Genomic DNA, 13,352 nt, shown 5'->3' with positions numbered 1-13,352 from the left:
GGTCAGCGCCCGACGAGACGACGAAGTCGCGCGAGGAGGCGCGTCAGCCCTCGGTGCCGGTGGCTGCCAGGTCTTCGGCCTCTTCGGTCCGGGCCGGGGTCAGGGCAAAGCTGCGCAGGATGAAGTCCGGCACATGGTCGCCCATGCCGATCACCGAGGGACCGAGATCGCGGTCACGGCGATGGTCGCGACGGTCCTCGCGCGGTTCGCGCCGGTCGCTGCGGGCTTCGCTGCGGGCTTCGCTGCGGGCTTCGCGACGGCGATCGCCTGACCGCTCGGCGCCGCGCGGCTCTTTCTGGGTCGCCGGGCGCTCTTCGCGCGGTGTGTCCTCGGCGGGCTCGGCGCGGGCCACGACGACCAGCGGCTCCATCGGCGCGGCCTCGTCATGCGGCTTGACCGGACGTTCGCGGTCGCGGCTACGGCCGCCACGATCGCGGCCCTTGCGGTCTTCGCGCGGGGCGCGATCCGGCTTGCCTTCACTGGTGTCGGGCTCGAAGCCCTCGGGCAAGGCGCCGCGCGGGATTTCCGTCTTGATAAGGTTTTCGATGGCCTTCAGATACTTTTCGTCCGACGGCACCGAAATGGTGAAGGCCTTGCCCAGTCGCCCCGCGCGGCCTGTCCGGCCGATGCGGTGGACATAATCCTCGGGGTGCGAGGGGACGTCGAAGTTGAACACATGGCTCACCGCCGGAATGTCCAGACCGCGCGCGGCCACGTCCGAGGCGACCAGCAGGTGCAGCGTCCCGTCGCGGAAGGCGTCCAGCGTCTTCATCCGCTCGGACTGCGCAAGGTCGCCATGGATCGGCGCGGCGTTGAACCCGTGCGCTTTCAAGGACTTCGCCACCACGTCCACATCCATCTTCCGGTTGCAGAAGATGATCGCATTGGTGCAGGCCGCACCCTCGGCGCGGATCAGCGCCCGCAGGCAGGCCCGCTTGTCGGCGAAGCTGCGGTCCTTGCGCGCCGGCTTCACCTCGATCAGCGACTGCGTGATCGTCAGCGAGGTCGTTGCCTGACGCGCCACCTCGATCTTGGCGGGGTCCTTCAGGAAGGTCCTGGTGATCCGCTCGATTTCCGGCGCCATGGTGGCGCTGTAGAACATCGTCTGGCGTTTCGGCGGGGTCAGCTGGAAGATGCGTTCGATGTCCGGGATGAAGCCCATGTCGAGCATCCGGTCGGCCTCGTCCACCACCATGATCTGCACGCCGGTCAGCAGAAGCTTGCCGCGTTCGAAATGGTCGAGGAGCCGGCCGGGCGTGGCGATCAGCACATCGACGCCGCGGTCGATCAGCTTGTCCTGTTCGCCGAAGGCGACGCCGCCGATCAGAAGCGCCTTGGTCAGCTTGGTGTGCCTGGCGTAGATGTCGAAGTTCTCGGCCACCTGGGCGGCCAGTTCCCGAGTGGGCGCCAGCACCAGGCTGCGCGGCATCCGGGCGCGGGCACGGCCCTGGCCCAGCAGCGTGATCATCGGCAGCGTGAAGCTGGCGGTCTTGCCGGTGCCGGTCTGGGCGATGCCCAGCACGTCGCGGCCTTTCAACGCTTCCGGAATGGCCTGGGCCTGGATCGGAGTGGGGGTCTCATAGCCGGCTTCGGAGACGGCTTGCAGCACGCGCGGGTCCAGCGCGAGGTCGGAAAATCTGGTCATCAGCGTCCTATGGATGCGGCATCGGACCGCATGGGTGATGGGACGCAAGTTTCCGGGCGCCCCGGCGTCTCGGCCTGATACGGCCGCACAGGGCGCATAGCGGAAATTGCCGGCCGGGTCAAGTCGGGGACCTTCCCGGGGCGCGGGGGGCAGCGGGGCTCAGGACCGGATCGTCCCGTCGCCCGTCACCAGATACTTGAAGCTGCACAGCTGTTCGGCCCCCACGGGTCCGCGGGCGTGCATTTTGCCGGTGGCGATGCCGATTTCCGCGCCCATGCCGAACTCGCCCCCGTCGGCGAACTGGGTCGAGGCGTTGCGCATCAGGATGGCGCTGTCCAGCCGGTCGAAGAAACGCTGCGCGGTGGCGTCGTTCTCAGTCAGGATCGCCTCGGTGTGCTGGCTGCCGTATCTGCGGATATGGGCGATGGCCTCGTCCACCCCGTCCACCAGTTTCGCGGCGATGATCATGTCAAGGAATTCGCGTCCGAAATCATCCGGCGCGGCGCGTTTCGTGCCGGGAATCTTCAGCAGCTCGCCTTCGGTGCGGACTTCGACGCCGGCTTTCAGCAGGTCCTCGATCAGCACGCCACCGTGCTTTGTATAGAACTGCCAGTCGATCAGCAGGCACTCGGCCGCGCCGCAGATGCCGGTGCGGCGGGTCTTGGCGTTCAGCACCACGCGGCGGGCCTTTTCCAGGTCGGCGTCGCGGTCGGCATAGACGTGGCAGATGCCTTCGAGATGCGCAAAGACCGGGACGCGCGCCTCGCGCTGCACAAGGCCGACAAGGCCCTTGCCGCCCCGGGGGACGATCACGTCGATCCATTGCGTGGCCTGGAGCATGGCCGTCACCATCTCGCGGTCGCGGGTGGGGACGAACTGGATCGCGGCAGGCGGAAGATTGGCGGATTTCAACCCGTCGAGCATGCAGGAATGGATCGCCTCTGACGTCTCGAAACTTTCCGACCCACCGCGCAGGATGACGACGTTGCCGGATTTGAGGCAGAGCGCGCCTGCGTCGGCGGTGACGTTCGGGCGGGATTCGTAGATCACGCCGACGACGCCCAGGGGCGTGGCGACGCGCTGGATGTGCAGGCCGTTCGGGCGGTCCCATTCGGCCAGGATGCGGCCCACCGGGTCCTTCTGTTCGGCGATCTGGCGCAGCGCATCGACGATCCCGCGCAGGCGGCTGTCGTCCAGCCGCAGCCGGTCGCGCATCGCGGGCGTGATGCCGCGCTGGTCGGCGGCGTCGAGGTCGAGGGTATTGGCGTCGAAGATTTCCTGACGGCGGCGCCAGACGGCATCGGCGGCGGCGATCAGGGCGGCGGCCTTGCGTTCGGAGGAGGCGCAGGCCAGCTCGGCAGCGGCCGCGCGGGCCTTGGTGCCGATCTCGGTCATCAGGTCGGTGAATTGGCCGTCCATCGTCTCGCTCCGTCTCAACTGGGGCGCAAAAGTTTTCGAAAACTTTTGCAAATTCCTTCGAAGGAATTTGGGCCCGCCTCATACCACCATATCGTCCCTGTGCACCAGCGCCGCGCGGCCCTGATAGCCGAGGATCGCCTCGATCTCGCCCGACCGATGCCCGGCGATCTTGCGCGCCTCGGCGGAAGTATAGCGCACGAGGCCCTTGCCGAGAACCACGCCCTCGGGCGACAGGATCGCCACCGGCTCGCCGCGGCCGAAGCTGCCCGTCACTTTGGTAACCCCCGCCGGAAGCAGGCTCTTGCCTGCGCGCAGGGCGGTCACGGCGCCCGCGTCCAGCACCAGTTCTCCCTTGGGCTTCATCGCGTTGATCCAGCGCTTGCGGGCCACATGCGGGTCGGCGGAAGGGACGAACCAGGTGCGCGTCGCGCCTTCGGCCAGGGCCTTGAGGGGGCGCAGGGTGGAGCCTTCCATGATCGCCATTGCGCAGCCGCCCGCGACGGCGGTCTTGGCGGCGAGGAGTTTGGTTTTCATGCCGCCCTTCGACAGGCCGCTGATCGGGTCGCCCGCCATCGCCTCGATCTCGGGCGTGATCAGGTCCACCACGTCGAAGCGGGTGGCGCTGGCGTCCTCTTTCGGGTTCGCGGTGTAGAAGCCGTCGACATCGGACAGGAGGACCAACTGATCCGCCCCCACCGTCACCGCAATCTGCGCGGCCAGCCGGTCGTTGTCGCCGAAGCGGATCTCGTCGGTCGCCACCGTGTCGTTCTCGTTCACGATCGGCACGACGCCGAGGCCCAACAGCGTTTCCATCGTCGCGCGGGAGTTCAGGTAGCGGCGGCGGTCCTCGGTGTCCTCCAGCGTGACCAGCACCTGCGCGGTGGTGATGCCGTGGGGGGCGAGCACTTCCTCGTAGGCGCGGGCCAGGCGGATCTGGCCGACGGCGGCGGCGGCCTGGGATTGCTCCAGCGTCAGGACGCCGTCGGGAAGGCCAAGGACCTTGCGGCCAAGGGCAATGGAGCCGGAGGAGACGAGGACCACATCGGTGCCGCGCGTCTTGGCCTCGGCCACGTCGAGGGCAAGGGCAGAGAGCCAGTTCTGTTTCAGGCCCGTGCGGCGGTCCACCAGCAGCGCCGAACCGATCTTGACGACCAGCCGCTTCGCCGTGCGGATGTCGGGGGCGTGAAGTGTCAGGCCCGAACTCAAGGCTGCCACGGCGTGGACTCCTGCACCGGGGCCTCCGCCGTGATGGTAGCGTACAGCGCGCGAAGAACCTCCGGCAAGCCTTTGCCCGAGACGCCGGAGATGACGTGAACCGGGCCTCCGCTGGCTTGCTCCAGCGCGCGGCGGCGGTCGGTGATCTGACGCGCGTCCATCGCGTCGGTCTTGTTCAGGGCAACGATGCGGGGCTTGTCGCCTAGGACTTCGGAATATGCTTCAAGTTCGGTCACGATGGTCCTGAAATCCTTCGTGATTGTCGAGGACGTGCCATCGACCAGGTGCAACAGGACCTTGCAGCGTTCGACATGGGCGAGGAACTGGGTGCCAAGGCCGCGGCCTTCCGAGGCGCCCTCGATCAGGCCGGGGATGTCGGCCATGACGAACTCGTGCCCGTCGATGCCGACGACGCCGAGGTTGGGGACCAGGGTGGTGAAGGGGTAATCCGCGATCTTGGGCCGGGCGTTCGAGACGGCGGCAAGGAAGGTGGACTTGCCCGCGTTCGGCAGACCGACCAGCCCGGCATCGGCGATCAGCTTCAGGCGCAGCCATATCGTGCGCTCGATCCCCGGCTGGCCGGGATTGGCGCGGGCAGGTGCGCGGTTGGTCGAGGATTTGAAGCGCAGGTTTCCCCAGCCGCCGTTGCCGCCTTCGGCAAGGCAGACGCGCTGGCCCGGTTCCGTGAGGTCGGCGATCACGGTTTCCTCGTCCTCGTCCAGGATTTCCGTTCCCAGCGGGACCTTCAGCACGATGTCCTCGCCTGACTTGCCGGTCTTCTGGTTGCCCATGCCGGGCTGGCCGGACTTGGCGAAGAAATGCTGCTGGTAGCGATAGTCGATGAGGGTGTTCAGCCCCTCGACCGCCTCGGCCCAGACGCTGCCGCCATGACCGCCGTCGCCGCCATCGGGGCCGCCGAATTCGATGAACTTCTCGCGCCGGAAGGACACGCAGCCCGCCCCGCCGCCGCCGGAGCGGATGTAGACTTTGGCAAGGTCGAGGAACTTCATGGCGGTGCTTTCGGGCAGGGTCAAAGGGCGGGGATACAGGAAGCGGGGCGGATGCTCAAGCCGCGGCCGGTTTGCCGCAGGGCCTTGAAGGCCGGGGTGGGGGGGCCTAGTGTCCGGGCCGAGACGAAAGGGTTCAGCGGATGGCCACCAAGCGCAGCATATTCGAAGAGGTCGGGGCAGAGCAGAAGGCTGCCATCACGCCAGCAAGCGGCGGGATCGACGCCCGGCCAAGGGGCGCGCGGCGCGGCATCCGGCTGTGGCTGGTGACGCTGTTTATGCTGGTCGCCACCATGATCGCGGTGGGCGGGTTGACCCGGCTGACGGACAGCGGCCTGTCGATCACCGAATGGAAGCCGGTCACCGGCGCCCTGCCGCCGATGAGTGAGGCCGACTGGCAGGCAGAGTTCGACAAGTATCGCGCCATCCCGGAATACCAGTTGCAGAACAAGGGGATGAGCCTGGAGGCCTTCAAGACGATCTACTGGTGGGAATGGGGCCATCGCCAGTTGGGCCGGGTGATCGGGCTGGTCTGGCTGCTGGGCTTCGTGGGCTTTGCCGTGGCGCGGCAGATCCCGCCGGGCTGGACGGGTCGGCTTCTGCTTCTGGGCGTGCTGGGTGGCGCGCAGGGGGCGATCGGCTGGTGGATGGTGTCGTCCGGGCTGGAGGGCGAGATGCTGGATGTCGCGTCCTATCGGCTGGCAACGCATCTGGGTCTGGCCTTCGTGATCCTGGGCTTCATCGCCTGGTATGTCTTTCTGCTGGGCCGGTCCGAGGCCGAGCTGATGACGGCGCGGCGCGGGCGCGAGGCGAAGCTGTCTTCCCTGTCCACCGGGTTGATGCATTTCGTTTTCCTGCAAATTCTTCTGGGCGCGCTGGTCGCCGGGATCGACGCAGGCCGGGCCTTCCCGACCTGGCCCCTGATGAACGGGCAGTTCTTCCCGGCGGATGCCTTCTACGTCCCGGACGGGCAGGGCGGCAGCCTGCCGGTCTGGCACGCCTTCTTCGAAAACCCCGGCCTTGTGCAGTTCATCCACCGGATGTCCGGCTATCTGCTGTTCGCCTTTGGCGTTGTGGTCTGGCTGCGGGGGCGGCAGTCCAGCTATCAGGCAACGCGGACCGCTTACCATCAGGTGATGGCGATGCTGGTGGTGCAGATGGCGCTGGGCATCGCCACCGTCCTGACCGTGGCGCATGTCCATGTCGCGATCACCCACCAGATCGGCGCGGTGATCCTCTGGGTGCTGATCCTGCGGGCGCGGTATCTGTCCATGTACCCCGTGGCGGGGTCGATCCGGGAGGGCACGGTGTGAGCGCTTTTGAGGAACTGATGGCGTTCCAGCGCCAGACCGAGGCCCTGGCGCAGGTCGCAGGCAGGCTCGGCTGGGATCAGGAGACGGTGATGCCTGAGGGCTCCGCAGCGCAGCGGGCCGAGGAGATCGGGGCGCTGGAAGGGGTGCTGCACGCCCGCCGCACGGATCCGCGGATCGCGGGCTGGCTGGAGGCGGCGCAGGCCCCCGATGCGGTGGGCGAGGCGCAGTTGCGGCTGATCCGGCGGTCCTATGCGCGGACGATGAAGGTTCCGGCGAAGCTGGCCGAAGAGATCGCGGCGACGATGTCGCTGGCGCAGGGCGTCTGGGCCGAGTGCCGGTCGCGCGAGGATGTGGCGGGATTTCTGCCGACCCTGCGCAAGGTGGTGGACCTGAAGCGGGCCGAGGGCGCGGCGCTGGCTGCGGGGGGCGATCCCTATGATGCTCTGGTCGACGACTATGAGCCGGGGATGACCGGGGCGGCGATTGCGGCGATGTTCGATGCGATGCGGCCCCGGCTGGTCGCCTTGCGCGAGAAGGTGCTGGGCGCCGAGGCTCCGAAAGGCGTCGTGGGGGTGTTCCCGCAGGAGGCGCAGCTGGCGCTGAGCCGCGAGCTGGCGACGGTCTTCGGTTATGACTGGTCGCGGGGGAGGATCGATCTGGCGGTGCATCCGTTCAGTTCGGGGTCGGGCCACGACGTGCGGATCACCACGCGGGTGAATGAGACGGACCCGTTCAACTGCTTCTATTCCACGATCCACGAGGTCGGCCACGCGGCCTATGAACAGGGCATCGACGCAGGCTATGCGCTGACGCCGATCGGGCAGGGCGTGTCCATGGGGGTGCATGAGAGCCAGAGCCGGTCCTACGAGAACCAGCTGGGCCGCAGCAGCGCCTTCACCGGATGGCTGTTCGGGCGGATGCGCGAGGTCTTCGGAGACTTCGGGATCGCGGATGCGGATGCCTTCTACAAGGCGGTGAACCGGGTGCATCCGGGCTATATCCGCACCGAGGCGGATGAGGTCCACTACAACCTGCATGTGATGATGCGCTTCGATCTGGAACGGGCGCTGATCCGGGGCGAGTTGCAGGTCGAGGATCTGGAGGCGGCCTGGAACGACCGTTTCCGGGCGGATTTCGGGGTGGCGGTGGACCGGCCCTCGAACGGGATGTTGCAGGACGTGCACTGGTCCTGCGGGCTGTTCGGCTATTTCCCGACCTACACGCTGGGCAACGTCTATGCGGGCTGTCTGGTCAAGGCCCTGCGGGCGGACATTCCGGGGCTGGACGGCCAGATGGAGCGCGGGGACGTGTCGGCGGCGACGGGGTGGCTGCGGGAGCGGGTGCAGCGGCATGGGGGCCTTTATGAGCCCCGGGATGTCGTGCGGCGCGCCTGCGGGTTCGAGCCGTCGGAGGGGCCGCTCCTGGACTATCTGGAGGCCAAGTTCGGGGCGATCTACGGGGTCTGAGGGCCCGCGCGCCGCGCGCGGCGCTTTTTCCAAGCCTTTGATTTCAATGGCTTGGCCGTGGGCGTTCAGGAAATCTTAACCACAGACGTGATGCTTCGAGCCTGTCGGCGAGCTTTCCCCTCCGTGCGAGGCGGCCTTTCGACGGGGAGACGAAGTCGAATGGGGGGCGGAGTGGCAGGCGCGACGGAAAAGGGCGGGGCGGCGGTCTGGCTGCTCGCGGTCGGGCAGACGCTGATCTATGCGGGCAGCTATTATTCCTTTCCGGCGTTGCTGCCGGATCTTGAGGCGGCGACCGGCTGGTCGAAGGGAACTCTGGCACTGGGGCCGACGCTCGCCTTCCTTGTCATGGCAGGGCTGACGCCGTTCACCGGGCGGCTGGTCGACCGGGGCCTGGGCGGCGAGATGCTGACAGGGTTGCCGGGGGGTGATGGCGCTGGCGGTGGCGGGGCTGGGGCTGGTTGACAGCCTGGCCGGTTGGCTTGCCCTGTGGGCGGTCATCGGGGTCACGCAGGCGGGGAGCCTCTATGAGACCTGTTTCGCCTTCCTGACCCGCCGTTTGGGACATCGCGCGCGGGCGGCGATCACGCGGGTGACGCTGGTGGCGGGCTTTGCCGGGACGCTGGCCTTTCCGCTGGGCCACTGGCTGGGGCAGGTCCTGGGCGGGCAGGGGGCGCTGGTCGCCTTTGCCGGGCTGATGGTGCTGGTCATTCCGCTGAACCGGGTTGCGGTGCGGCAGTTGCGGCGGCGGGAGCGGGCGGGAATGGTCCTGCCTTCGGCCCCGCCGGGAAGGCTGCAAGCGGCGCTGCGGAAGCCCGCGTTCTGGATCATCGCGGGCGGGTTCACGGCGGTCTATCTGAACACCGGAGTGCTGCTGACCCATGTGCTGGTGCTGGCGGCGACCGGGCTGGGATTGATGCTGGTCCTTCTGCGCCGAAGGGACGGGGTCTGAGGCAGCCTCTACCGGCGGTCGAGGAAGGCGGCAATGCCCGCGGCCGTGTCGGGGCGGAGGGCGTTTTCGACGCTGGCTTCGCCCGCGACGCGGTAGGCCTGGTCAAGCGGCAGGCCAAGCTGGGCCTGAAAGGCGCGCTTGCCCAGCCGGATCGCGGCGGGGTCCTTGGCGGCGATCTGCGCGGCGAGGGCGCGCGTGTCCTCGGCCAGCCGGTCGGGCGGGGAGAGGCGGTTCACCACACCCAGCGCATGGGCGCGGGGGGCAGAGAGGAAATCGCCCGTGGTCAGAAGCTCGAACGCCGCGCCGGGGGCGAGGCGGCGGGAGAGCGCCACGGCAGGAGTGGAGCAGAACAGGCCGAGGTTGATGCCATTGACGCCGAAGCGGGTGGTCTCGGACGCCACGATCAGGTCGCAGGTGCAGGCGAGCTGGCAACCGGCGGCGGCGGCGACGCCCTGGACCCGGGCGATGACCGGCTGGGACAGGGCACTGATCTGCTGCATCAGGGCCGAGCAGCGGTCGAACAGCGCCTGGAACTGCGCGCGGCCGCCATCGGGGGCCGAGCGGTAGGACTGCATCTCTTTCAGGTCATGCCCGGCGGAGAAGGCCTTGCCCTCGGCGGCAAGGATCACCACGCGGACGCTGTCATCGGCTGCGATCCGGCCGAAGGTCGCGGCAAGATCCTGAAGCATCGCGGTGGACAGCGCGTTCAGCGTGCCGGGCGAGGCCAGCGTGACCGTGGCGATGCCTTCCGCGTCGGTTCTGGTCAGGCGGGCGTTCACCTCAGGCCTTGGGTTTCAGGAAGCGGCCTTCGATCTGCGCGCCGCTTTCGATGACGAGGGCGGCGGTGGTCACGTCGGCCTTGACCTGCGACGAGGCGCGGAGCGTGAAGCTTTCGCAGGCGACCTTGCCGTCGAACCTGCCCTTCACCTCGACCGTATGGGCGTTGACCGAGCCTGTGACGCGGCCTTCCTGGCCGATGATCAGGCCGTTCGCGGTGATGTTGCCGTCGATCTCGCCCAGCACCTCGACCGAGCCGGTGGAGGTGATCTCTCCGGTGATGCGCAGGTCGGCCCCGAGAACCGAGCGGGCCGAGTTCGATCCCGAGGCCGAGGGACGCGGCGGGCTGGGCGTGGCCGGGGCGGAGGTCGGATCGGAGGTCTTGGAGAACATGCGCGGCTTCCTTGGGAAAGGGGTTGGGCTGATAAGGAAGGAAGGCGCAAGTCGGGTCAAGGGCTGCGTTGGTCCTGTGGCAGGTTTCCCCGGGCCGGATGTCGCAATCGGCACTGACAAGGCGGGGCCGGTCTGGTCAGATGGCCGGGAATCAGGAGGGATGCATGTCGGACAGCTTCTTTCGGCCGGTCTCGGGCTTTGACCTGCCGCGCTTTGCCGGGGTGCCGACCTTCATGCGGCTGCCGCATGTGCCCTTCGATCATCCGAGGTTTGGCGAGGTGCAGATCGGGCTGATCGGTGCGCCCTGGGACGGGGGCACGACGAACCGGCCGGGGCCGCGGCACGGCCCGCGGCAGTTGCGCGACCTGTCCACGATGATCCGGGCGGTGAACGGGGCGACCTGGGTGGCTCCGTTCGACCTGGCGCGCTGTGCGGACCTGGGGGACGTGGCGCCCAATCCGGGCGACCTGATGGAGTCGATGGCGCGGATGGAGGCGTTCTATGCGCGGGTGGTGGCGGCGGGGATCAGGCCGCTGACGGGGGGCGGGGATCATCTGTGCAGCTTGCCGATCCTGCGGGCGGTGGCGAAGGCTCGGCCCGTGGGGCTGATCCAGTTCGACAGCCATACCGACCTGAACGACGTCTATTTCGGCACCTCGCGGTATAATCACGGGACACCGTTCCGCCGGGCGGTGGAGGAGGGGTTGATCGAGCCTTCGCGCTATGTGCTGATCGGCATAAGGGGCACGGCTTACGGGCGCGAGGACCGGGACTTTGCCGAGGCCAACGGGATCAGGATCATCCCCATCGCCGAGTTCCACGCCCGAGGGCCCGAGGATGTGATGGCCGAGGCGCGGGAGATCGTGGGCGCGGGGCCGGTCTATGTGAGTTATGACATCGACTTCGTGGACCCGGCATTTGCGCCGGGGACGGGGACGCCGGAGGTGGGCGGGCCGACCAGTTGGCAGGCCGTGCAGGTGGCGCAGGGGCTGCGGGGGCTGGATGTGGTGGGGGCGGACCTGGTGGAGGTGTCGCCTCCGTTTGACCAGTCAGGCGGGACGGCCTGGCTGGGGGTTTCGCTGATGTTCGAGATGCTGTGCGTGATGGCCGAGCGGGTCGCGCGGGGCTGAGGGCGGACCGGGGGTTTCACACCCCCGGACCCCCGTGGGATATTTGGAGACAGATGAAAAGGGTGGGGAATGCGGCCTGAGACGATCATCACCAATGCAAGGGTCCTGACGATGGACGAGGCGCGGCCCCGGGCCGAGGCGGTGGCCTTCGCGGGCGGGCGCATTCTGGCGGTCGGGGGGCGGGCCGAGGTGGAGGCCTTGGCGGGGCCGGGGACACGGGTCGTGGATGCAGGGGGGCGGACGCTGCTGCCGGGGTTCGTGGAGAGCCATCTGCATCTGGTGCTGGGGGGCAATGAGCTGTCGCAGTTGCAGCTGGGCGGGGTGGCGGGGTTCGAGGAGCTGGCGCGGCTGTTCCGGGATTATGCGGCGAAGCACCCCGGGCTGCCCCTGGTGATGGCGCAGGGGGCGGCGTACGAGATCCTCGACCATCCGGTCACGCGGCATGATCTGGACGCGGTGATCGCCGACCGCCCGATCGCGATGATGGCGCCGGATCACCACACGGTCTGGGCGAACACGGCGGCGTTGAAGGCAGCGGGGCTATTGCATGGGGCGACGATGCCGCCGGGGCATGTGGTGGTGATGGGCGCGGACGGCACGGCGACGGGGGAGCTGCTGGAGTTCGAGGCGTTCTCGCCTGTGCTGGCGCTGACCGGCGATCTGCACTTGCAGCTGGGGATCGCGACGGGGGGGGAGCCGGAGCCCTGGCCCGATGCCGCACAGCGCGCGAAGGACAAGGAGAAGGTGGCCGCGGGGCTGGCGCATTGCGCGATGCATGGGATCACCAGCATGGTGAACATGGACGGCAACCGCTATACCTGCGTGCTGCTGAAGGAGATGGAAGAGGAGGGGCGGCTGACAGCCCGGGTGAAGGTGCCGTTCCACTTCAAGCCGCATATGGAGCTGGCCGAACTGGACCGGGCCAGTGCGATGGCGGCGGAGTTCCAGGGCGAATGGGTGACCTCGGGCTTCGTCAAGATGTTCATGGACGGCGTGGTGGACAGCCGCACCGCCTACATGCTGCATCCCTATCCGGGAACGACCGAGCGCGGGGCGCCCCTTTTCGAGGCCGAGCGGTTCAAGGAGATCTGCCGCGCGATTTCGGCCCGCGATTTGCAGATCGCGGTCCATGCCATCGGCGACGGGGCGGTGCGGCAGACGATCGACGGCTATGAGGCGGCGGACCGGCCCGACCTGCGGCATCGGATCGAGCATATCGAGCTGATCGACCGGGCCGATGTGCCGCGGCTGGGGGCGCTTGGGATCACGGCCAGCGTCCAGCCGCCGCATCCGCCGGGAGCGATGGACTTCCCGATGTCCACGATGGAGCACGTCTTCCACCGGGATCGTTGGCGGGATGCCTATCTGACGAAGACCCTGGCCGACCACGGCGCGCACCTGGCCTTTGCCAGCGACTGGCCGGTGACGGATGTCAGCGTCATGCGCGGCATCCAGGCGGCGCTGACGCGGCAGCCTTACGAGGGTTGTCAGGATGAACGCGTCGGCCTGATGGAGGTCTTGCGCGCCTATACGGCGGGCGGGGCCTGGGCAGCACATATGGAGGGGCTGACGGGGGTGCTGAAGGCGGGGATGGCGGCCGATCTGGTGCTGATCGACGGCGATATCGAGGCGATTCCGCCCGAGCGGCTGGGCAAGACCGCAATCGCGCTGACGATCGCCGGGGGCAGGGTGACGCACGACCCGCTCTCCATGGCGGGCGGACTGGACTAACACACTGATTTTGATTAGGAAAATGCGGGGTCCGAGAAAAATCGTCATCATCCTGTCATTTTCCGCTTGCGGGCCCCGAAGTCAGGGCCTAAACACGCCCTCACCGAAACGGAACGGCGGCGGAAACGAAGCCGGAAGGGATCGGAAGCGGGGTGAAACGCCGCGAAATCTTCTGGATGCAAGGTGGCAGTTACGCCAGGAAACTGGTGTGCTGCGTGCTTTGTGTCCTCGCTCTTTGAAAAGGTGATGAATGAAGGGATATGCGGGCGGTCTGACGCGCATCGGCGTCTAATCGCAGCATATCGGC

General features: G+C 67.9%; 12 protein-coding genes. 6 read left to right on the top strand and 6 right to left on the bottom strand.

Features of this window, described 5'->3' with window-relative positions:
- Window positions 1–43: 43 nt before the first annotated feature.
- The 4 genes from G8O29_RS14850 to obgE form a co-directional block, all read right to left on the bottom strand.
- Window positions 44–1,645, bottom strand: a complete 1,602-nt coding sequence (locus G8O29_RS14850) for a DEAD/DEAH box helicase (protein WP_166404014.1) — start codon at window positions 1,643–1,645, stop codon at window positions 44–46.
- A 159-nt stretch (window positions 1,646–1,804) separates the two neighbouring features.
- On the bottom strand, window positions 1,805–3,064 hold the full coding sequence (locus G8O29_RS14845; RefSeq protein WP_166404013.1) for a glutamate-5-semialdehyde dehydrogenase: 1,260 nt from the start codon (window positions 3,062–3,064) through the stop codon (window positions 1,805–1,807).
- 78 nt (window positions 3,065–3,142) lie between these two features.
- Window positions 3,143–4,258, bottom strand: coding sequence for a glutamate 5-kinase (gene proB, locus G8O29_RS14840; protein WP_437440812.1), 1,116 nt, complete (start codon window positions 4,256–4,258; stop codon window positions 3,143–3,145).
- A gap of 8 nt (window positions 4,259–4,266) precedes the next feature.
- Window positions 4,267–5,289 carry a GTPase ObgE gene (obgE, locus tag G8O29_RS14835; RefSeq protein ID WP_166404012.1) on the bottom strand — a complete coding sequence of 341 codons (1,023 nt, stop codon included), beginning with the start codon at window positions 5,287–5,289 and terminating at the stop codon, window positions 4,267–4,269.
- A gap of 140 nt (window positions 5,290–5,429) precedes the next feature.
- Here obgE and ctaA point away from each other — a divergent pair, with 140 nt between their 5' ends.
- From ctaA to G8O29_RS14815, 4 genes are all read left to right on the top strand, one after another.
- The gene (gene ctaA / locus G8O29_RS14830; protein ID WP_166404011.1) at window positions 5,430–6,599 is read left to right on the top strand and encodes a heme A synthase; all 1,170 of its coding nucleotides are present in this window, start codon (window positions 5,430–5,432) and stop codon (window positions 6,597–6,599) included.
- Window positions 6,596–8,065, top strand: a complete 1,470-nt coding sequence (locus G8O29_RS14825; RefSeq protein ID WP_166404010.1) for a carboxypeptidase M32 — start codon at window positions 6,596–6,598, stop codon at window positions 8,063–8,065. Before ctaA ends, G8O29_RS14825 begins: the two co-directional genes overlap by 4 nt.
- 171 nt (window positions 8,066–8,236) lie before the next feature.
- Window positions 8,237–8,527, top strand: a complete 291-nt coding sequence (locus G8O29_RS14820; protein WP_166404009.1) for an OFA family MFS transporter — start codon at window positions 8,237–8,239, stop codon at window positions 8,525–8,527.
- Complete coding sequence (locus G8O29_RS14815; RefSeq protein WP_166404008.1) at window positions 8,493–9,014, top strand: MFS transporter; 522 nt, start codon at window positions 8,493–8,495, stop codon at window positions 9,012–9,014. The genes G8O29_RS14820 and G8O29_RS14815 overlap by 35 nt, the downstream gene beginning before the upstream one ends.
- An 8-nt stretch (window positions 9,015–9,022) precedes the next feature.
- Here G8O29_RS14815 and G8O29_RS14810 read toward each other — a convergent pair whose 3' ends face one another.
- Window positions 9,023–9,793 carry an enoyl-CoA hydratase gene (locus tag G8O29_RS14810; protein ID WP_166404007.1) on the bottom strand — a complete coding sequence of 257 codons (771 nt, stop codon included), beginning with the start codon at window positions 9,791–9,793 and terminating at the stop codon, window positions 9,023–9,025.
- Window position 9,794: 1 nt separating this feature from the next.
- Window positions 9,795–10,184, bottom strand: a complete 390-nt coding sequence (locus G8O29_RS14805; RefSeq protein WP_166404006.1) for a bactofilin family protein — start codon at window positions 10,182–10,184, stop codon at window positions 9,795–9,797.
- Window positions 10,185–10,348: 164 nt separating this feature from the next.
- Between G8O29_RS14805 and G8O29_RS14800 the strand changes: the two genes are divergently transcribed.
- On the top strand, window positions 10,349–11,314 hold the full coding sequence (locus tag G8O29_RS14800; RefSeq protein ID WP_166404005.1) for an agmatinase: 966 nt from the start codon (window positions 10,349–10,351) through the stop codon (window positions 11,312–11,314).
- 69 nt (window positions 11,315–11,383) lie between these two features.
- Window positions 11,384–13,045 carry an amidohydrolase gene (locus G8O29_RS14795; RefSeq protein WP_166404004.1) on the top strand — a complete coding sequence of 554 codons (1,662 nt, stop codon included), beginning with the start codon at window positions 11,384–11,386 and terminating at the stop codon, window positions 13,043–13,045.
- The last annotated feature ends 307 nt before the right edge of the window (window positions 13,046–13,352 follow it).

The organism is Rhodobacter calidifons, assembly GCF_011174775.1.
GTDB classification, from domain to species: domain Bacteria; phylum Pseudomonadota; class Alphaproteobacteria; order Rhodobacterales; family Rhodobacteraceae; genus Tabrizicola; species Tabrizicola calidifons.
Note: the sequence above shows the minus strand (reverse complement) of the source record. Positions and strands in the feature narration are given on the sequence as shown.

Coding starts and splice junctions, on each gene's coding strand:
- obgE (WP_166404012.1), bottom strand. CDS start 5,289: ATGAAGTTCCTCGACCTTGCCAAAGTCTACATCCGCTCCGGCGGCGGC.
- G8O29_RS14850 (WP_166404014.1), bottom strand. CDS start 1,645: ATGACCAGATTTTCCGACCTCGCGCTGGACCCGCGCGTGCTGCAAGCC.
- G8O29_RS14800 (WP_166404005.1), top strand. CDS start 10,349: ATGTCGGACAGCTTCTTTCGGCCGGTCTCGGGCTTTGACCTGCCGCGC.
- ctaA (WP_166404011.1), top strand. CDS start 5,430: ATGGCCACCAAGCGCAGCATATTCGAAGAGGTCGGGGCAGAGCAGAAG.
- G8O29_RS14795 (WP_166404004.1), top strand. CDS start 11,384: ATGCGGCCTGAGACGATCATCACCAATGCAAGGGTCCTGACGATGGAC.
- G8O29_RS14805 (WP_166404006.1), bottom strand. CDS start 10,184: ATGTTCTCCAAGACCTCCGATCCGACCTCCGCCCCGGCCACGCCCAGC.
- G8O29_RS14845 (WP_166404013.1), bottom strand. CDS start 3,064: ATGGACGGCCAATTCACCGACCTGATGACCGAGATCGGCACCAAGGCC.
- G8O29_RS14815 (WP_166404008.1), top strand. CDS start 8,493: ATGGCGCTGGCGGTGGCGGGGCTGGGGCTGGTTGACAGCCTGGCCGGT.